Source organism: Bacillus sp. EB106-04-04-XG123 (assembly GCF_058791855.1).
In genome coordinates, this window is record NZ_JBYTDZ010000004.1 from 214,141 (window position 1) to 236,408 (window position 22,268).

3 protein-coding genes are annotated in these 22,268 nt (G+C 45.7%); all 3 read left to right on the forward strand.

Translation table 11 applies throughout. From position 1 onward, the window contains the following. The first annotated feature begins 25 nt into the window (after positions 1–25). The 3 genes from AC3WTB_RS13990 to AC3WTB_RS14000 all read left to right on the forward strand — a co-directional run bounded on the left by AC3WTB_RS13990 (position 26) and on the right by AC3WTB_RS14000 (position 22,265). Complete coding sequence (locus AC3WTB_RS13990; protein WP_492333860.1) at positions 26–3,859, forward strand: non-ribosomal peptide synthetase; 3,834 nt, start codon at positions 26–28, stop codon at positions 3,857–3,859. A gap of 63 nt (positions 3,860–3,922) precedes the next feature. Beyond that, entirely contained in the window at positions 3,923–14,056 is a 10,134-nt protein-coding gene (locus tag AC3WTB_RS13995) for an amino acid adenylation domain-containing protein (RefSeq protein ID WP_492333861.1), read from the forward strand. Positions 14,057–14,069: 13 nt separating this feature from the next. After that, complete coding sequence (locus AC3WTB_RS14000) at positions 14,070–22,265, forward strand: amino acid adenylation domain-containing protein (protein ID WP_492333862.1); 8,196 nt, start codon at positions 14,070–14,072, stop codon at positions 22,263–22,265. The last annotated feature ends 3 nt before the right edge of the window (positions 22,266–22,268 follow it).

Consider the following 22,268-nt stretch of genomic DNA (forward strand, 5'->3'; position numbering starts at 1 on the left):
AAAATAGGAAGGGAGGATGAAATAGATGAGTCAATTTAAAAGGGATCAAGTTCAAGACATGTATTATCTGTCACCGATGCAAGAAGGAATGCTGTTTCATACCCTCCATCATCAAGAAAAGGGCTTCTATGTAGAGCAAATGGATATGAACGTTAAGGGCACACTGCATCATGACCTACTTGAGAAAAGCATGAATATCATCGTGGAGCGGTACGATATTTTTCGTACCGTGTTTCTCCACGAAAAAGTAAAGCGCCCTGTCCAAGTTGTGCTAAAGGAGCGTCCTTTTACACTTGATGTTGTGGACTTGCAAGATCTTTCTGAAGACGAACAGCTTGAACGTATCGAGAAATTCAAACAACAGGATCAGCTGAGAGGATTTGACCTCTCGAAGGATTCTCTCATGCGGGCATCTGTTTTCCAAACGGGTTCTGCCAGCTATCGCTGGATATGGAGCTATCATCATATCCTTCTGGATGGCTGGTGCTTTGGACTTGTGGTGCAGGAGTTGTTTGCGATTTACCATGCACTTTTACATGACGTTCCTTATAAGCTAGAACCGGTCAAACCATATAAAGAATATATAAAGTGGCTGGAAAAACAAGATAAACAAGCATCACTTCAATATTGGCAGCAATCATTAGCAGGGTTTGATGGACAATCAACCTTTAAAGAACAGCGAAAACAAACGAATGAACATGAATTAGGCGAAATTGAATGGTCCATGAGCAAAGAAGAAACGGCTGCTTTGTCAGAGTTAGCGTTGCAGCAAAATGCGACGTTAAGCAGTGCGCTTCAATCCGTTTGGTCGGTTCTGCTGAGCAGGTATCAGCGGTCAAATGATGTGCTGTTTGGAACAGTTGTGTCAGGACGCCCGGCAGACTTGGCTGGCGTTGACAGGATGGTTGGATTGTTCATCAATGTCATCCCAAGAAGAATTCAGCTGACAGATTACATGACATTTCGTGCACTCCTGTCAGAAACACAGCAGAAGTCTCTGGCAGCCGAGCCGCACCAATATATTCCCATTTATGATATTCAGGCAAAGACAGGTCAGCAGCAGCTCATTGATCATATTGTCGTGTTTGAAAATGTCCCAGCCGCAAAGAAGGACGAGCAAGAGGCACGGTTAGGGTTCACGGTGGAGAACATGAATGTCTATGAAAAATCAAACTATGATCTCAATCTGCTCGCATCGCCTGGAGAAGAATTACTATTGAAGCTGGCCTTTAACAAAAGAGCGTTTGATCCTCAATTTGTTCATAAGTTAAAGGAACAGCTCAGTCTATTGTTAAATGAGGCGGTCAAGCATCCCGATCAATCGGTTCATACACTCCCGCTCGTCACGAAGCAGGAAAAACATCTGATTCTTGAGGAATGGAATGCACCTGAGCTTGAGCATGACCAATTATATTTATCGAAATGGTTTGAGCATAATGTGGGCAAACAGCCAAATGCAGTGGCACTATCAGCAGAAGAGCAAACGATGACATATGCCGAGCTGAATGAACAGGCCAATCGATTGGCAAGGCATTTGCAAAAAAATGGGACTGAACATCGAACGGTCATCGCCATTTTAGCCGATCGAACACCTGAACTCATTGTCAGTCTGCTTGCTGTTTTAAAAGCAGGCGCAGCCTATGTGCCAATTGATCCTGATTATCCAGAAAGCCGCATTCAATACATGCTTAAAGACAGCGGAGCGACGCATCTCCTGACTCACTCATCCTTTATTGGTCAGGCGAAGGGACTCGGGTTTACTGGTACGTATCTGTTTGCAGATGATCAGGAAATTTCACTTATGAGCTCAGAGAATCTGCCGCTAGAAGCAGGTTTACACGATACGGCATATATCATGTATACATCAGGCACAACGGGTCAGCCAAAAGGCATCATGACAACCCATTCCAATATTGCCCGGGTAGTCAAAAATACGAACTACTTAACCATTTCAGAAACAGATACACTGCTGTCGCTATCCAACAGCGTATTTGATGGCTTTACCTTTGATGTATATGGTGCGCTTTTAAATGGGGCAAAGCTTGTCCTGCCGAAAAAAGACACCATTTTAGATATGCATGAGCTGACGGAGCTCATTAAAAGAGAAAGCATTTCTGTCATGTTTGTTCCAACTGCTTTATTTAATCTTCTCGTTGATGAAGAAACCGATTGGATGCACAGTGTGCGCAAGGTGTTGTTCGGAGGGGAGCGTGCATCTGTACAGCATGTGAGAAAAGCCTTTGCTGTCATGGGAAAAGGCAGACTAATCAATGTCTACGGCCCAACCGAATCAACCGTTTTTGCGACCTATTACCCTGTAGATGAAGCTCCGCCGATAGAAGCGCATTCTATTCCAATCGGAAAGCCGATTAACCAAACGGGTGCTTATATATTGAGCCAGCAAGGACAGCTTCAGCCGATTGGAATGGTTGGAGAACTTTGTCTCAGCGGCAAAGGGCTTGCGAAGGGGTATTTGAATCGAACTGATCTGACAAAAGAAGCCTTTATCACACATCCATTTGCTGCGGGAGAAAGGCTGTATCGTACGGGAGATTTGGCTTATTTTCGAGCAGATGGTCTGATTGAGTATGCAGGCAGAGTGGACGATCAAGTGAAAATTCGCGGCCACCGAATTGAGCTGACAGAAATCGAAGCCCACCTTCTCATGCATCCAGGCGTAAAGCAAGCTGCCCTTATAACGGATCAGCATGGCTCGCAGCATACAAGACTGCTCGCCTATATGACATGTGAGGAGAAGTGGAAGGACAAAGTTGATGTGATCAAGTCAGGGCTGAAGGAGAAACTTCCGGCTTACATGCAGCCTCATGAGCTGATCAGACTTGAGAAAATGCCGCTGACACCAAATGGAAAAGTTGATAAACGTCAGCTGCCAAAGCCAGAAGCGCCTCAAGGAAACCGCCATGTGAAGCTTCCGGCAAATGAGGTAGAACAAAAGCTGCTTGTCATGTGGCGTGAAGTGCTTGAACGAGATGATATCAGTACAGATGACCATTTCTTTGAGCTTGGAGGACATTCTTTAAAAGCGATGTCGCTTTTATCAAAGGTGTCGAAGGAATTCGATGTTCAGGTGCCTATTCACTTGTTGTTTGAGACACCTACAATTGAAGCCATCAGCCGTTATATTCAACAGCAGGATCATGAAGCTGCCGGCTATCTTGTATTCAATGAATCTCAAACGCCAACAGTCTTTGCTCTTCCGCCATTACCGGGCTATGGCTTTATCTATCAGGAAGCCGCCAAAACGCTCGATAGCGTTCGTTTGATCGCCTTTGATTTTATTGAAGCTGATCACCGCATGACGCAATACGTTCAGCATATTCAGCACCTTCAGCCTGAAGGGCCGCTGACTTTGATGGGTTACTCTGGCGGGTGCTATCTGGCCTTTGATCTCGTTCAAACGCTTGAACAAGCAGGGCGGACGGTGGAAAAGGTCATCATGATCGATTCCTATAAGAAAATTGGAGAAAGTGATTTAGAAGGACGATCCATCGAGGACGATATCGCAGCGATTGTTCATCAATCAAAGCAAAGTGAACTTGCCCAAGAAGAGCTCGTTCAAGAAGCGCTTGCTCAAAAAACGCGGGCTTATTATGAAACATTTGTTAAGGGGGTGAATCAAGGAAAGATACAAGCAGATATTGATTTCATCCAATCAAAAGAGCAAATTGAGATTCCAGACTGGATGGATCATTGGGAAAAGGCGACGACCGGTGCTTATCGCTATTATCAAGGCTACGGTCAACACGCTGACATGTTCAAAAACAAAGAGTGTGCAGCCCAAAATGCCCAGCTGATCCAAAAGATCGTGAATCAAAAAAATAGAGAAGCCGTTTTGTAAACTTTAGTTCAGGCAGGGGTGCATATTGGCAGCCCTGCCTGACAAAAAAGGAAAGGAACTCATATGAAACCATCAATTATAAATAAATCAAATGTACATGAATCAATGGATACGATTTTACAAGATGTACAGAGAACGATTTTACAAACCAACGAAATCGAACGCTTCGCTGTTTTTTCTCGTGAAAAAACCATTCGACCGCGGCCATATCACCTCTCTCATTTATTTCTCGACAATCACATGGAGCAGGAGGCCGCAGCTGAATCGATACAGACGCAAACGGCTTCCCCTGCTTTAACGGACATGCCGCCCGCCCTTTCCTATGGAGGGGATCTAGATGTTAAGGCAGGAGCCCAAACCTTGCAGGACGCCTTAACAGAGGCGGCAAAAACGAAAAATGGTCTGACTTATATCGTCAATAGTGAAAATGAACTCACACAATCCTACGCGCAGTTAAAGGAGGACGCCGAGCGGGTTCTGACAGGTTTGAGGGCGTTAGGACTTGAACCGGGTGATCCTGTATTCTTTCAGTTTTCATCCAATCATGCGATGGTAACAGCCTTTTGGGCGTGTGTGTTAGGCGGATTTGTTCCAACACTAGTGTCCGCCGCACCGACCTATCGGGAAATGAATGCCTCCGTGAAGAAGCTTCATCATGCGTGGAACCTGCTGGAGCATCCGCTCATTTTAACAGATGACTCGCTGGTTGATGAGGTGCAAGGCTTAGCTTTATTGTGGCATACAGACAAGTTACGTGTCGCAGCCGTTGAGCCGATGCTTTCTTTAGAAAGAGATAGAGAAGCTTATCCAGCGTCACCGGATGATTCAGTCTTTTTTATCTTAACGTCTGGAAGCACAGGGATGCCCAAATGCGTAGAACATTCTCATCGAAGCGTGCTGGCGAATGTCAAAGGAACAGTGGCAGCCAACGGGTTTACACAAGAGGATGTGTCGTTAGACTGGATGCCTTTAGATCATATTGGCGGTATTGTGATGTTTCACCTTGTCAATGTGTACACGGGCTGTGAGCAGGTTCGGGCAAGAACAGATGATTTTATCGCTCAGCCGCTGCGCTGGCTTGACTGGATGGACCGCTACCGTGCAACGAAGACATGGGCGCCTAACTTCGCATTTGCGATGATCAATGATTATGAGAAAGACATCTCGTCAGGATCTTGGGATCTTTCTGCTATGACCTGTATGATCAATGGGGCAGAAGCGGTCGTACCGAAGACGATTCAACGATTTTTACACTTGTTGGCTCCACATGGCTTAAAGGGAGACGTCATTAGACCAGCATTCGGCATGTCTGAAATCTCTTCAGCCGTTGTCTTCTCTTTTGCGATAGAGCGGGGAGATGAAAGCAGCGGGGTTCTAACCTTTGAGGAAACATCACTCACAGAGCAGCTAAGACCAGCGGAGGCACGGGAGACAGGAACCGTCAGCTTTACAGAGCTGGGAAGACCAATTCCGGGTATTACGATTCGTATCGTTAACCATCAGCATGAGCTTCTTCCCGAAGATCATATTGGCAGTGTGCAAATTAAAGGGCCGACGACAATGAAGGGCTATTACAAGAATGACGAAGCGAATCAAGAAGTTTTTCAAACAGACGGCTGGTTCCACACGGGGGATTTAGGTTTCCTGCACGAAGGAAGGCTGACATTAACCGGTAGAGAAAAAGACATGATCATCATCAACGGGAAAAATTATCACAACTATGAAATTGAAGTCATTGCAGAGGAAGTACCCGGCGTCGAAACGAGCTTTGTAGCCGCTTGTTCCGCTAGGATGGAAGCATCTGCATCCGACGAGCTGATTCTCTTTTTTACACCGAAGCTGTATGAACCTTCTTATATCATGAGGGCAAGTCAAAATATTAAATCCCATATTGCAACAAAAATGGGTCTATCTGCATCGCGTGTGATCCCTGTCCAGAAGCATGCCTTTCCGAAAACAAGCTCTGGAAAAATAGAGAGGGCACAGCTTAAGAAGCGATGGCAGGAAGGCGAATTCGATGAAATCATCAAGGAGCTGGACATCAGGCTTGAAAATGAACACACCTTGCCTGATTGGAGTTTACAAAAGAAGTGGATCCCTGCTCCGCTCCATGAAGCTAAAAAACAAACATTAGGGAACACGGTGATCTTTGCAGATACTTTAGGGCTGGCAGATCAATTGAGATCCCCTTCAAGCAATGAACAAACCTTTATTACGGTTGAACCGGGTCAAGCATTCACACAACTCACACATACACACTTCATCATCCACCCGAATCGGCCGTCTGACTACGAACAACTCTTTGAGACGCTCCGTTCGTATGGCGTTTCGGTGAAACAAATCATTCACCTTTGGAACTACACAACTCAAGAAGACACACTTCATGCAGCGTTGGCAAAAGAAGCGCAGAAAACTGGCAGCATGAGTGCATTATATGTAACAAAAGCGATCGCTGCCTATGAGGAGCCAGTAGAGATCACCTTTGTCTCTGCTCATGCGATGAATTTGCCGGAAGATCAAACACATGATGTGGAGAAAGCAACGACAGCAGGATTGATGACAGCTGTTCAGCATGAATGGCCGTTTATCAAGGTGCGGTGTCTTGATTTTTCTCTAGCAGAATCAGCTGCTGGTCGTTCTCATGCATCATCGATTATGACAGAGCTTACACATGACACAAGCCATCATATCGCCGCTTATCGCGAAGGTGTTCGTTATACTCCTCTTTTAACGCCGCTTCATCTGGAAAAAGAACAAAGGAGGAAGAAGCCGCCGTTTGAATCATCCGGGCTTTACGTGATAACAGGCGGGCTTGGCGGCATTGGGCGGTTGCTGAGTGAGCACCTGCTGACATCCTATCAAGCGCATCTTGTGCTGGTTGGAAGAAAGGCGAGAGAGGCTTTATCTGTGGAGCAGCAAGACGTATTGATTTCACTTGAGAAATTAGCGGAAAAGCGCGGCGGCACAGTTCTTTATGAAAAGGTGGACATCACTGACGCAAAAGCCATAGAAGCCTTGATCTCAAAACAGGAGGCAGCTTTAGGCAAAAGGCTGCATGGCGTTATTCATTTCGCTGGCATCATTCAAGAAGAGCTGCTTCGTGACATGACGTCTGTGTCATTACATGCGATGTACGAAGCGAAGGTATATGGCACGATTGCGCTACATGAAGCAGCTTCTAAACGGCAGAATGTCTTATTCCTTTCTAGCTCGTCAGCTCGAACGTTAAAGGGCGGGATGACCGTTGGCGCTTATTGCGCGGCCAATGAGTTCGTTGAACAATTTGCTCATTATCAGAGGCTCACCTCTACAGTAAAGCCGTATTGCTTTAGCTTTAGTATGTGGGATGAGACGGGAATGAGTGAAGGCTCAATAATCAAAGGCATGCTAAAAGAAAGAGGCTACCTCCCGATTCCAAAGCGGGAAGGCATTCAAACAATGCTTGCATGCTTGATGACAGATGCTCCCCTCATTTATATCGGGTTGGATCGATCGAAGCAGGATATTCAAGAAATGATACAGGGGGATATTCAAACAGAACAGGCCGTATATGTCTTTTTCAAGACTGATCAAACAACGGCTATTGAAGAAAGGCTGTATCAGTCCATTTATACGTGTATACAGTCTCGTCTATCTGGGGAATGTTCCGTACATCTCTATCCTGAAGAATACTGGAAAGAAACAGAGGATGGGATGCCGGACGAAGTGCATTTCAATGAATTAATAAAGGAAAGTGGACAGGGTTCAGAGGACAGAGCACCTCAAACTGAGACGGAAAAACTCTTGGCGCGCATTTGGTCCGAACTGCTTGATGTTTCAAACATCAGCTGTGGTGATCATTTCTTTCTACTCGGAGGTCATTCGCTCAAGGCAACGCAAATGCTGTCAGCTGTTAGGCAGAAAACGGGATTTGACGTGCCGCTCGCCGTTCTTTTTGAGCATACGAGACTTGGAGAGTTAGCTGACTGGATTGATTTAAATGCCAGAGCCGATGAAGCGATTCCGATACGGAAAATAGAAAAGGGGCAGGAGCTTCCAATGTCCTATGCTCAGCAAAGACAGTGGTTTCTCTATCAATTACAGCCCGATCTGCCATTATACAATAATACGATTTCCTTTCGGATGAATGGACCTTTAGATGTAAAGGTGCTTCAGCACAGCCTGCAGCAAATGATGCAAAGGCATGAATCGCTCAGAACATCCTTTGCGATGAACGGCGATGAACCGGTACAGATCATACATGAGCATATGACTCTTCCAGCGCTTGAGGTGGTAGATGTATCAGAACTGGTATCACAGGAAGAAAAAGAACAAAAAGCGGCTGAATGGGCGAAAAGAGAAGCTGGCACACCTTTCCGCTTAGAGCAAGATGCACTTTTTCGCGCGAAATTAATTCGGCTGTCAGAAACAGATCATTTGCTGCTGATGTCCATTCACCACATCGTGTCAGATGGCTGGTCGATTGGCATTGCCGCAAGGGAGCTATCCGAATGGTATACAGCGATGATCGAGGGGAGGGAGCCTGATCTCTCACCACTGCCGATTCAATATGCAGATTACGCACTATGGCAGAAGGAGTATTTGACGGGAGAAACACTTCAGAAGCAACTTTCCTATTGGAAGGAGCAATTTGCGGTACCTGTGGAAGAGTTGATGCTGCCGTATGACTACACGCGTCCGGCCGTTCAATCCTATAGGGGAAAAACGAAAAAATTCCGCTTGTCGAAGCCGTTATCTGAACAGCTGGCTGTTCTTTCTAAGAAAACAGACAGCACCCTTTATATGACATTACTTTCGGCTTTCTCTACCTTGCTGCATCGATTGTCTTCACAGGATGAGTTTGTCATTGGATCCGTCATTGCCGGGAGAAATCGGACGGAGATGGAGCAGCTCATCGGATTTTTCGTGAATACGCTGGCACTTCGAATCGATCATAGCGGGAATCCGGCTTTCACAGAGCTATTAGAGCGAGTGAAGGAAACAACAATGGGCGCCTATGCACATCAGGATGTGCCGTTTGAGATGGTCGTAGATGAACTGAATATTGTTCGTGAGGCTGGGAAGCAGCCGCTGTTTCAGGTCATGTTCGTTCTGCAAAACCTGCCTCTTGAAGCTTCACCGATGGGTGAGGCGACATCCGTTTTAGCCATTGAAGATAACGATACGGCCAAGTTTGATCTATCCCTGTTTGTTTTTGAAGGGGCGGAAGGTCTTCAATTAAAACTAGAGTATGATGCAGACTTATTTTCTGACGACACGATGGAACGGTTCCTTCGTTACTACAAACAGCTGCTTATGTGTATTTGTGAAAATCCAGCACAGCCGATCAGACAAATGAATTATCTGCCAGAGAAAGAGAAGCAGCAGCTGCTCTATGAATGGAGCGGAAAAACAGAACAACCAGCAGGCCCGCTTCTCATCACAGAACGGTTTGAAGCACAGGTGAAAAAGACACCTCATGCGATCGCCCTCGAATCTGGGGAAGACCAGTGGACGTATCAGGAGTTACAAGAAAAAGTCGATCGGCTTGCCGCTTATCTGCAACAGCGAGGAGTGAAGCCGCATGAACCAGTAGGGCTGCTGATCGACAGGTCGCCTGAAATGATTTTTGGGGTGCTGGCGATTGTGAAAGCAGGCGGGGCCTATGTCCCAATTGATCCTGAATATCCAGATGCACGAATTGATTATATGCTGAGGGATACAGGTATTCAGCTGTTACTAACAAAAAATGAATGGCTGAAACAAGTCTCAATCAGTCAAACCGAGCTCATTTGTCTTGATCAGGGATATGAAGAGTTTTTATCAGAGGGAGAACTCAAACCTGCTGCCTTAAAACCTGATGGACTCGCTTATATCAATTACACATCAGGGTCAACTGGACAGCCAAAAGGGGTTTTGATTCCGCATGAAGCGGTCATCCGGCTTGTATGTGAAACAGATTATGTCACCCTTGACGAACATACGCGTATTTTACAAATCGCTAGCTTTTCCTTTGATGCCTTTACGTATGAAATATGGGGAGCCCTGCTCAACGGAGGAAGGCTGATACTGACCGATCGAAATACGATTTTATCAATGGATACGCTGGCTGACACGCTGACATCTTACAAGATCACAACAGGATTTCTGACAGTGCCGCTGTTTAACCGATTAACAGAGGAACATCCAGAAGCTTTATCTGGATTCAATGCCTTATTGGTCGGTGGTGATGCTTTGTCAGCTGCTCATATCCGTAAAGCGCTGCCGTATTTACCTGAAGGCCTTTTAAACGGCTATGGACCAACTGAGAATACGACGTTCTCCTGTGTGCATCACATTCGGGCAGTGGATGAGGGGCAGGTGGCGGTTCCTATCGGTCAGCCAATTGCGTATTCACAAGCTTATGTACTAGACGACCAGCTGCAGCCGGTTCCACAAGGTGTCATTGGAGAGATCTATGTAGGCGGTACAGGGCTTGCACTCGGTTACCTTGGAGATGAAGAAAAAACATCACAATCATTTATCCCGCATCCTTTCCAAGAAGGAGCGCGTTTATATAAAACTGGCGATCTGGGCCGCTGGCTGCCAAACGGCATCATCGACTGCCTAGGAAGAATCGATCATCAGGTGAAAATTCGCGGACACCGCGTCGAATGCGGGGAAATTGAAGCCGCTATGCTGCGCTTTGAAGACATCATAGAATGTGCAGTCATTCCGCATCAGCATGAGAGTGGCCACAAGCGGTTGATCGGTTATTTTGTCCAAAAGGGCAGCGTGACCACGCAAGACATTCGCCATCAATTAAAAGAAATACTGCCAGATTATATGGTGCCAAGCCTATTAATAGAGCTGGAGGAACTCCCGCTCACGGCAAATGGCAAGGTAGACCAAAAACGTCTCCCGCCGCCAGAGTGGAGACAGGAAGAAGTGGACAAACCGGCTGACAAGGCACTCAGTGAGGAAGAACGTGTACTGGAAAAAGTGTGGACTCAGCTGCTCGGCACTCCTTCGATTGGCGTACATGATAACTACTTTGAGCTTGGCGGAGATTCGATTATTGTCATACAAATGGTGGCGCGCTTAGCACAGGAAGGCTACGTCATTCAGCCGAGAGATGTATTTGAAAAACAGACGATTTCACAGCTGGCACTTGCTATGAAAAAGTCAGATGCTGCTGCGTTCTATGATCAGTCGCCTGTCACAGGAGCAGTTCGTCTACTTCCGATCCAATCATGGTTCTTTGAGCAATCATTGATAAACCAAGATTACTGGAATTTATCTGCCCATATGGAATTCAAGCAATCCATACAGCTCAAGCAGCTGACACAGGTTCTCTCAAAAATTGTCGATCATCACGATATGCTGAGAGCGATTTATACAAAAGCAGCAGATGGCTCGTGGATTCAAACCATTCTTGCGCCTGGCATCACGCCTTGTGTCACCTTCTTTGATCTAACGAGTGTTTCTCAAGAGGAAGCGCTGGAACAAATCCGTATGGAGACCGCCGCTTGTCAAGGAACGTTGTCATTAGAGCGAGGGGAAGTCATCAAAGCCGTTCTTTTTCACATAAGTGATGGTATGTCTGAACTCTTTATCGCTGCCCATCATCTTGTGATGGATGGAATCTCATGGCGCATCATACAGGAAGACCTATTAAATGGACTGAAGCAGCTTGCGGCAGGGCAGGAAATCGCGCTTGCAAAGAAAACTGCGTCCTATCAGCAGTGGGCAGAGGCTCTTTATGAATATGCACAAACCGATCAATTACAAGAGCAGGTTCCTTTTTGGCAAAATATCATCAGTCAAGAGGAAGAGGGTTCTCCTTTTCAAACACCTGCGCTTTTCAATATAGAAGAACATGCAGAGATCCTGTCTATTCAATTGACGAAGGATCAAACAGATATTTTACTAAGACAGGCATCTCAAGCGTACCGAACAGAGGTAAACGATTTACTTTTATCAGGACTCACGCAAGCCGTTGGAAAGCCACTACTTATTACGTTAGAAGGGCACGGACGCGAGGATTTATTTGAACAAATGGATTTGTCACGAACAGTCGGATGGTTTACAAGCTCTTATCCTATTTTTATTCCTTTTATTCAAACCGATGTTGAGAGACAAATCAAAGATGTCAAAGAAACCTTAAGAGCTGTGCCGCAAAAGGGAATCGGCTATGGCTTGCTTCAATACATGACAGCAACTCGTTTACTCAAAAAGGCAGCGCCGCAGATGAGCTTTAATTACCTTGGACAGTTAGATCAAATAGACGGTGAGACACACCTTTATATAGCTGATGAACGAAATGGACATGTACATGATCCAAAAGCAGAAAGACAGCATTTGATCGATGTGTACGGATATGTTGTGAACGGTCAGCTTCAGATGAATTTTATGATCAATCGTGAACTGCTTCAGTATGAAGAGGTGCGTCTGTTACCTGAACGGTTCAAAGAAAAAATGGAGGATATTCTGACGCATTGTGTAGAGACAAAAGGCGGTTTTACGCCATCTGATTTTCCAATGGTTCAGCTGACGCAAAAGCAAATCGATGATCTCCCAGACAATGTAGTGGATGTGTATCCACTATCTCCAATGCAGCAAGGGATGCTGTTTCATGCTCTATTAGATCAAGCGTCACAGGCGTACTTTGGTCAAGTGCATATGACGCTCGAAGGCTTAACGGACGGCGCAGCCTATGAAAAAGCCTGGAATCTGCTTGTGGAACGTCATTCGATTTTGCGGACAACATTTGCTTGGGAAGGGCTAAAGGAGCCTGTTCAGTTGATTCAATCAGAAGGCAGCATTCATCTCACTCAGCACGATGTGCGCCACCTGAGTGAAACGGATCAGAAGGAAGCCATCCAGCAATATTTGCAAACAGATCGTTTAAAGGATTTCAAACTAGAAGATATGGATGAACCGCTGATTCGTATTGCCTTATTCCATCGTGATGAAAACACATGCACGTTTGTTTTTAGCTTTCATCATATTTTAATCGATGGCTGGAGCTTGTTCAGCTTTATTGAAGAATCCTTTTCTTTGTACCGCTCTCTTGTGGATGAACGGGAGGTGGATCTTCCTGCTGTCCGTCCATATAAAGATTTTATCGAGTGGCTGCAAAAGCAGGATCAAGAGAAGGCGCTAGCGTTCTGGAAACATTATATGTCAGGAGTAGAGGAGACTACGCCACTTCCAGGAGACGATGGGCATGCTTCAGATGAAGATGCAGGTGTTGATCAGCTAAGTATCAAACTAACGCCCGAGATGCAGGAGAAACTCGAAAAGATGACAGGCAAGCAGAAGGTGACAATGAGCACCCTGATTCAGACAGCATGGGGGCTGCTTTTGCATCTTCATTCAGGATCTGATGATGTCGTGTTCGGAGTGACAGTATCAGGACGGCCGGCGGATTTACCACAGGTTGAAAGCATGACAGGGCTCTTTATTAACACATTGCCGCTCCGTTTGCCGATCACGCCAGAGTGGACCATTTCCAAGCTGCTGGCACATACGCAGGACACAGTTTTTCAGATGCGGGAATTCGAATATACCGTACTGCCAGATATTCAGCAGCTGACCCACATCCCGAATGGAGATTCATTGTTTAACAGCATTGTCGTGTTTGAAAACTATCCGATTGAATCTATCGAGCCATACGGAGTGCGTATTGTAGACATTGCGAGTCATGAAGAAACGAACTATGACCTGACCCTTGTGGCAGTTCCGGGAGATACGCTGGAGCTTCGGGTCACATATCGCCTCAATCAATATACAGAAAAGCAAATACAATCGTTGATGCAGCAGCTGATCCACACACTTGAAGCGATGACAGAACAAATGGAGACACCCCTTTCTTCCTTCACAATCGTGACGAATGAAGAAAAAGAGCGGATGATCACCGATTGGGCGAAAAACGCACAAGTCAGTGTGCTGTACCTAGATCAAGAAGAGGTCTATTCAGGTGTGCATGATCCTTCCTGTGAGACGGAAATATATGTCCTGAGCGAAGAGCATCAGCTCATGCCGATAGGATTCCCTGGAGATATTTTTATCGGCGCAAAGGATATCAAAGCACTTTGCGGGGAGCTTGCTGATTGGATGGAGACGCATAAAATTCCGCATCCATTCAAACATCAAACTGGCGAATACCTCTATCCGACAGGTGATGTCGGCGTTTGGACTGAAAAAAATAAGATTCAGATTTTGGATTGGATGTAGGAGGAGAAGAACGATGTTAGTGAGTAGACGAAAAGGACATGCAGCAAATCATATCGTCAGAATCAACGGAAAACGGATGGATCTCAAAGCATTAGAGCAAGTCATGATGCTTCATTTTCCGCTTAAGGAATGTGCCATCATTCCGAAGAAAAATCAAGAAGGCAGTCTATCGCTTGTGCTATTTGCACAGGCGAAGGACCCTTCGCTGACAAGGGAGGACCTGATGAAAGGTCCACTTCACCCTCATGAAGTGCCAGCTGCTCTTGTCTTATTACCTTCTTTGCCAAAGACAGAAAGTGGAGCAGTCGACACAGAGGCACTGCTTTCAATTGAAATCATAGATCAAGAGGAATTAAGAAAGATAGAAGAGCGCACCAAAGCTATAGATGGAGTAGAGGAAGCGGCCGCTTTCATTGAAAGTCAGTCAGAAAAACAAACGCCCTATCACTTAGATGACCTGTTTCCTAATCGACAGCATACTCAAGGGAACGGATCGCTTTCGAAGAAGGAAGCGAGCGAGACAAAGCAATCATCTGTACATGAGAAGCCGCCCGCACTTGTGTATGGCGGAGATGTGATCAAAAAGCCAGGCACACCTGTCACACTGACAGAGGTGCTGATTCGAGCAGCTTTTATGTCACCAGACCGCGGGGTGACTTATTTGAAAGAAGACGGGCGTACGTTGACCCAAACCTATCCTGAATTACTAACAAGCGCTGAACGGGTTCTGTCCGGTTTAAGGGCAGCAGGACTGACAAACGGTGATCAAGTGTTACTTCAATTGAAAGATCATCAAGATTTTATCACGGTGTTCTGGGGCTGTATTCTCGGAGGAATCATTCCGACCCCGGTCTCTGTGCCGCCTGTTTATGATGAAATGAATCAAGGTGTAAATAAGCTGAAGGGCGTGTTTCAGCTGCAAAACGAACCTTTCATTATTACGAATGAAGCAAGTGCTGAGGACATTGCTGGGCTGCGTGAGACATTTAAAGCAAAGAACATGCCTATCTTAACAATTGAAGCATTGCTGGCGTATGAACCAGATGAACAGCATTATGAGCCTGAGCCGGATGAGCCTGTGCTGCAGCTGCTGTCTTCAGGGAGTACGGGTGTACCAAAGTGTATCCGTCATCATCATCAAAGCATTTTATCTAGAATTATGGCTTTTGAGCAGGTAAACGGCTTTACACATGAGGATGTGTCGCTTAACTGGATGCCGCTTGATCATGTTGGTGGAATTGTCATGTTTCATGTACATGACGTCTACCTTGGCTGCCAGCAGATTAGTCCTTCCATCGATCAATTTATCGAGCGGTCGATGGTGTGGCTGGATTGGGTAGAAACTTACGGTGTGACAAGAACATGGGCGCCAAACTTTGCTTTTGCCATGATGAATGAATATGAGGAGGACATTCGTAAAGGGAGCTGGGACCTGTCTACTCTGACTTATATCATGAATGCAGCCGAAGCAGTTGTCCCGAAAGTCACACAGCGCTTCATGCACATCATGGGTCAGCACAGATTAAGCCGTCATGCGATGGTACCTGCTTACGGCATGTCAGAAACATCCTCAGCCATTGTTCAGTCAAAGAAATTTATGCGGAACGGTGAACAGGATGGGCAGCTGACGATTGATCAAAATTCATTAACAAGTGAGATCGTATATGTGACGCACGATCATCCGAACAAGATGACGTTTACAGAAGTCGGCACACCGATTCCGTCTGTATGGATTCGAATTGTAGATGAGCATCACGAGGTGCTGCCAGAAGATCAGGTTGGGCGCTTGCAGGTGAAGAGCCCAACAATTATGATGGGCTACTATCAAAATGAAGAAGCCAATCAAGAAGTATTTGCGGAAAACGGCTGGTTTCACACGGGGGATTTAGGCTTTATTCACGAAGGGCGTCTCGTTCTGACAGGTCGAGAAAAAGACATCATTGTTATCAACGGCGCAAACTATTTAAATTACGAAATTGAAGCGGTTGTAGAAGAGGTGGACGGGGTTGAAGTCACCTTTGCCGCTGCATACGGCATTTATAATCCAGAATCAAGCAACGACACGCTTGCCGTCTTTTTTGTCTCACAAAGGGATTCAATAGAGGAACAAATCACGATGATTCAACAGATTAGAGAGGCCATCATTCGAAAAATCGGCATAGAGCCTGATCACATCATTCCGGTGAAAAAAGATCAATTTCCGAAGACGGAGAGTGGGAAAATCCAGCGTGCCCAGTTAGGTGCAGCACTAAAAGATGGAGGCTTCCGTGACATTGAACAGGCACTGGATCTTGCTTCTGAAAATGAACAAACACTCCCAGATTGGTTTTTTAAACGCATTTGGGCTAAGGAGAATATCGGTCCAGCTCAGCCTTTTGCTGACCATGTACTCGTTTTCGAAGATGAAAAAGGACTTTATCAATCGCTTTACGCCCAATTTGAGCAAAAGAATCAGCCATATATTTCTGTGAGAAAAGGGCATGAATTTTTGCGTCTGTCTAAAGGGATGTATCAGATAAACCCGAGAATCAAGGGGGATTACGTCAGGCTCATTGCAGCACTTGAAGCAGATGAACTAAAGACCGGGCGCATGCTCCATCTGTGGAATGTGTCAGACAAAGAAGACATCGTTGATCCTGCGCATTTCAAAGAGCTGCATGCCAGAACCAATCAATCCATTCTGTACTTGTATCAAGCATTGAGACAAGCAAATAAAGAGTCCATCCGTTTTGTCGTTGTGACAAAAGGTGGTCAATTTGTGCAGCCTGAAGACGATCTTCATGTGGAGAAAACGCCGCTTGTAGGTCTATTAAAAACCATTCCGCAAGAATGGGAAGGAGCAGAGGTGTCTCATCTTGATATTGAAGCGGAGAATGTAGAACAGGATGCCAAGCATATTGCGGAAGAATTGTCTGCGATTCATATAAAAGCAGAGGTGTCTTACCGAAATGGGGACAGATTCGTACCAAAGCTGGAAAAAGTCAACATGATGGAAGCATCTCAAACAGAAGGGTTTTTAGAATATGAAGGTCTTTATTTATTGACTGGAGGACTTGGCGGGATTGGGTTTGAGCTGTCTAAGCAGATGCTCCAATTTGGCTTAAAGCTCGTCTTGATTGGACGGACATCTCTGGAAGGCAGCTTGGAAAAGAAAGAAGCCTTCTCACAGTTAAAAGGTTTTGGTGACGTCATTTATGTCCAAGCGGATGTGACCAACTTATGTGACGTCGAACAGGCGATTTATGAAGCAGAAAAGCATTTTGGACAATCGATCCGAGGTGTGCTGCATTTGGCCGGTGCTGGCAAGGTGTCTGAGCATTTTCAGCAGGCGGACAAGTATACACTGGCTCATACGTCAGAAGAGGATTTCACAAAAGAAATGTCAGGGAAAGCAGACGGAGCATGGGTCCTGCAGGAAGCCTTTAAGTATGATCCGACAGTACCGCTTGTCTTTTTTGGATCGGTCAATGGCTTTTTTGGCGGCACAACATTTGGGGCATACTCTGCGGCCAACAGCTTTTTAGATGGACTCGCTCATGCTCTCACCTTCCAAGAAGGAAGACGAGCGATCTCTTTGAACTTCAGTATGTGGGATAATCTCGGTTTGTCTAAGGGGCATACCGGAGCAGCTCTCACCGTTCGCAAGGGATTTCAATTGATTGGAAAGAAGCAAGGTCTCCATTCATTATGTTTAGGTGTCCGGCTGAATGAAGCGCATCTATTTATCGGTCTGGACGGAGCAAATCCAGACATCGCCGGGTATCTTCAGCCAGCTCCATTACCGGTCTTTGAGAAAAAGCTTTTTTACACTGTTCAGCCTGGCAAAGAAGTGCATGTTGAAGAGATCAAGAGCATCGCAGAAGGTAAATGGGACATTCAGCAAGTACAGGAAATACCGAAAAAGCAAGATGGCTCAATTGATCATGAAGCTCTCAAATTGAACCATGGCAAAAACGTACAAAGCCTTGAAAAGCAATTGCCAGAAACGAAGACAGAGCAGCTTCTTGCCGTCATATGGGAGGACATTTTAGATGTGGATCGCGTCTACAAAGAGGATCAATTCTTCGACCTTGGCGGACATTCACTAAAAGCGACTCAAACCATTTCTCGGATCAATCATGAATTTTCAATGAAGGCGCCTTTAAAAATATTATTTGAAAGCAAACATCTGGCACATCTGGCGCAAATGATTGATGACATCAAAGGGGCGCTAGCCGTTCAGGAAGCCAAAATTCCAAAGCTTGAAAAGAAAACAAGCTATGAGCTGTCACATGCCCAGAAGCGCATTTGGTTCTTATCCACATTAGAAAAGAGCCATCATTACAATATATTAGGTGCTTGGAAGCTGACAGGATCATTACACATTCAAGCATTAACAAAAGCGATTGGCCTTTTAACAAAGCGGCATGAAGCACTTCGGGCAACATTCGAATCACTTGGCGGCAAGCCGGTCCAACTCATTCGAGAAGACCTTCCGCCATCTGTGACTGTGGCAAATTTCTCGTTATTTAATGAAAAAACAAGAGCGAGAAGACTGAAGCAGCTCATTCAGCAAGAGGCAGAACGCGTCTATGATTTAGAAAGAGGACCTCTTGCGCAGTGGACGATAGTAGATATGGGCAAGGAGGAATATTATCTTCTTTGCGCGCAGCATCACATCATTTCAGATGCATGGTCACTCAGCCTGCTCATTCAGGAATTAGAAGTGGCATATGACGCACTGATTGCAGATGAAACGCCGCAGCTCCCAGCCTTAGAAATCGAATGGACAGATTATGTACATTGGGAAAATGAACAATTAAAGCATCATCAAGCAGACAAAACCTATTGGCTCAATACGTTACAAGGTGAACTTCCAGTGCTGGATCTGCCGTTTGATCGCCCTCGTCCGCCAGTTCAAACATTTAACGGTGCTACAGAGCAAATCGTATTGGATGAACCGCTTATCCGCCGCTTGCAGGCTTTGTCTAAGCAGCAGGGCACGACACTGTTCATGACAATGCTGTCTGCGTACTACGTCCTGCTTCACAAGCTGTCCGGACAGACAGATATCATTGTTGGATCGCCTATTGCAGGCCGGGATGCCAAGCAATCAGAGCAGCTCGTTGGGATGTTTGTGAATACACTTGCGCTGAGACAGGACGTCTCAACAGCAGAGACGTTCGCCGATCTCTTGGAAAATGTGAAAGAGATGACATTAAAAGCGTTTGAACATCAGCATTATCCATTTGATAAGCTTGTCGATGACATTTCGTTAGATCGAGATTTAAGCCGGTCACCTATTTTTCAGGCGGCCATGGGGTATGTCACCAATTCGCTTGATGTAAACCTAAAAGGGCTGACAAGTGAACATGTGGTGGTTCATCATACAGTATCTAAATTTGATCTCACCCTGCATGTATTTGAACAGGAAGAGCAGCTGTCGATTCATGTGGAATACAATACGGATTTATTTGATCAAGAGACCATCCATCGTTATATGAACTATTATCTCCATGTGCTAGACGGCATGACGGCTCAGCCTGAGCGTACATTTGCTGATTATTGCTTAATGGACAAAGCGGAACAGGCGGCGATGATTATAGGGAAAAATCAAACGGAAACGCCTTATCCAAAGCGTACGCTTCAAGAATTGTTCGAAGAACAGGTGAAGCGTGATCCGCATCGTATTGCCTTGTCCTATATGGATAAGCATATGACGTATGAAGCCTTAGATAAGAAGGCGACAAAGCTTGCTGCTTACTTGCAGTCAAAAGGAATTGGACCAGGCTCCCTTGTCCCGATGCTTTTTGATCGCTCCTTTGACATGATTGTTTCGGTACTAGGAATCATCAAATCTGGTGCTGCATATGTTCCGATGTCACCTGAATATCCTGATGCACGCATCCGTCTCATCGTTCGTGATACGCAAAGCGATGTGATCATCACCCAGTCTCATTTTGCAGACCGTCTAGTAGACTTTACATGTACAAAGATCGTCATGGACAAGCCAATACAAGAAACAAATGCAGTGTATCAAAGAGAATCATCGATCATAGGTGAAGACCAGATAGCCTATGTTAATTACACATCAGGCTCAACAGGTACACCAAAAGGCGTGATGCTTCCTCATGCAGGAGTTGTCCGCTTGGTTAGAGAAACAAATTATATAAAGCTCGGTCCAGATGACAAAATGCTTCAGCTTTCAAACTATGCTTTTGATGCCTTTACATTTGAATTATGGGGAATGCTGCTGAATGGCGGTCAGCTGATTCTGCTCCCAAAATATGCAGCACTGAATATGGACGAATTAACACAGTTCATCAAAACGCATCAAGTAACCGCCAACTGTCTGCCAACCGCTTTATTTAATCGATTGGTGGAGCATGATCCAAAAAGCGTGGCAGGCTACCGCACATTACTCGTTGGCGGGGAAGCCATGTCTAGTGAGCATGCACGAAAGGCACTGCCGCATATGGAAGGTGTGCTCGTCAATGCTTACGGGCCAACAGAAAACACGACCTTAGCCACAACACATCAAGTCACACACGTGCCAGCAGGTGCAAAATCAGTTCCAATTGGTGTGCCGGTGTCGAACTCAACTGTTGTCATACTGGACGATGCGCTCAACCCAGTACCAGCAGGAGTCAAAGGAGAAATTTATATCGGTGGAACTGGCCTTGCTAAAGGCTACCTTCATGATCCAGAGCGGACAAAGGAGCGGTTTATTGACAATCCTTTTCCTGAACTAAAGGGAGACAAGCTGTATCGCTCAGGCGACCTTGGTACATGGCGGTCAGATGGCACCATTGAATACCTCGGGCGAAAAGATCATCTAGTGAAAATTAGAGGCTACCGAATTGAATGCGGAGAAATTGAAACAGCACTGCTCAAGCATCCACAAGTCAAAGAATGTACAGTCATCGCCAAAACGTATGGCAGCTCAAAAAGGCTGGCAGCCTACCTAGTGACAAACGGAGACAATCCTCTTCCGGGCTGGAAAGCCTTTTTGCAGGAAAGCCTGCCAGGCTATATGATTCCAAGTTACTTTGTCGTACTGGATGAAATGCCGGTGACAACGAACGGGAAGGTTGATCAAAAAGCACTGCCAGAGCCAACAGAAACAATCTCCCTTTCCCAAGATGACGACAAACCGGTCACCGAAACGGAGGAGCGGATTGTCGCAGCTTTCAAGGAGGTGCTTGGTGTGAAGCAAGTAGGTATGCATGACTCCTTCTTTGATCTGGGCGGCGATTCCATCATGAGTATTCAGGCTGTCGCCAAATTAAAAGAAAAAGGTGTTCGTGTTGATCCAAAATGGATTTTTATGCACCCTGCACCTGCGCAATTAGCCGCACATTTGGACGCAGTACCAGAAGCCGCTGAGAACGTCGAAAGGTCTCCGAAGGACTATGTGATCGAGTTGAAAAAAGGCGATTCAGCCGAACCAAGAATATTCTTTGCACCGCCTGCTGGTGGAACGGTGATGGGCTATATTGATGTTGCCAAGCTCATGACACATCAAGGTGCTGTGTACGCCTTGCAGTCTCCCGGCTTATATGAGGATGAAGAGCCGCAATTTCTCCATTACACGGAGCTTGTGACCCTTTTTGTTGAAGCTATTGAAACGTTCTACCGTCCGGGCATTGACTATCTCGCAGGGCATTCAATGGGCGGGCACCTTGCCTACGGAATGAATCAGCGGCTCTCTCATGCAGGAAAAGCACCGAAAGGACTCATCATTTTAGATACGGTGCCAGTGCTAAGAGATGAGGCAGATCAGGCACTTCATGCCGATATGAACGAAGAAGAAGTGAAAATGCTCGCACTTGTCCTTGGAATGGGGAATCTGGTCGGCATTCAGCCAGAAGCTTTACAAGGATTGAGCTTCCAAGAAGTGAAGCAGAAAATACTCAAAGAGGCAGAAAAGGATGAAGTTGTTCATCAATTCATGAATGATCAATATTTAGATAAATATTTGCAAATGCAAACGCATAATACGATCATGTCACAAGCCATTGAATTAGAAAAAGAACCATTCCCTGTGCCATTTTATATTGTCCAAAGTAGTGATCATGCAAGCGATTTCCAGAAGAAGTTCGCAGACTGGGAGGCTTATACGAAAGGATCGTGCGTGTATTACCACATCAAAGGCGACCATGTCACCATGATGAAAAGACCGCAGGCAGATGAACTGGCACGGATTCTTCAAACGATTATAAAGGGGTAAAGA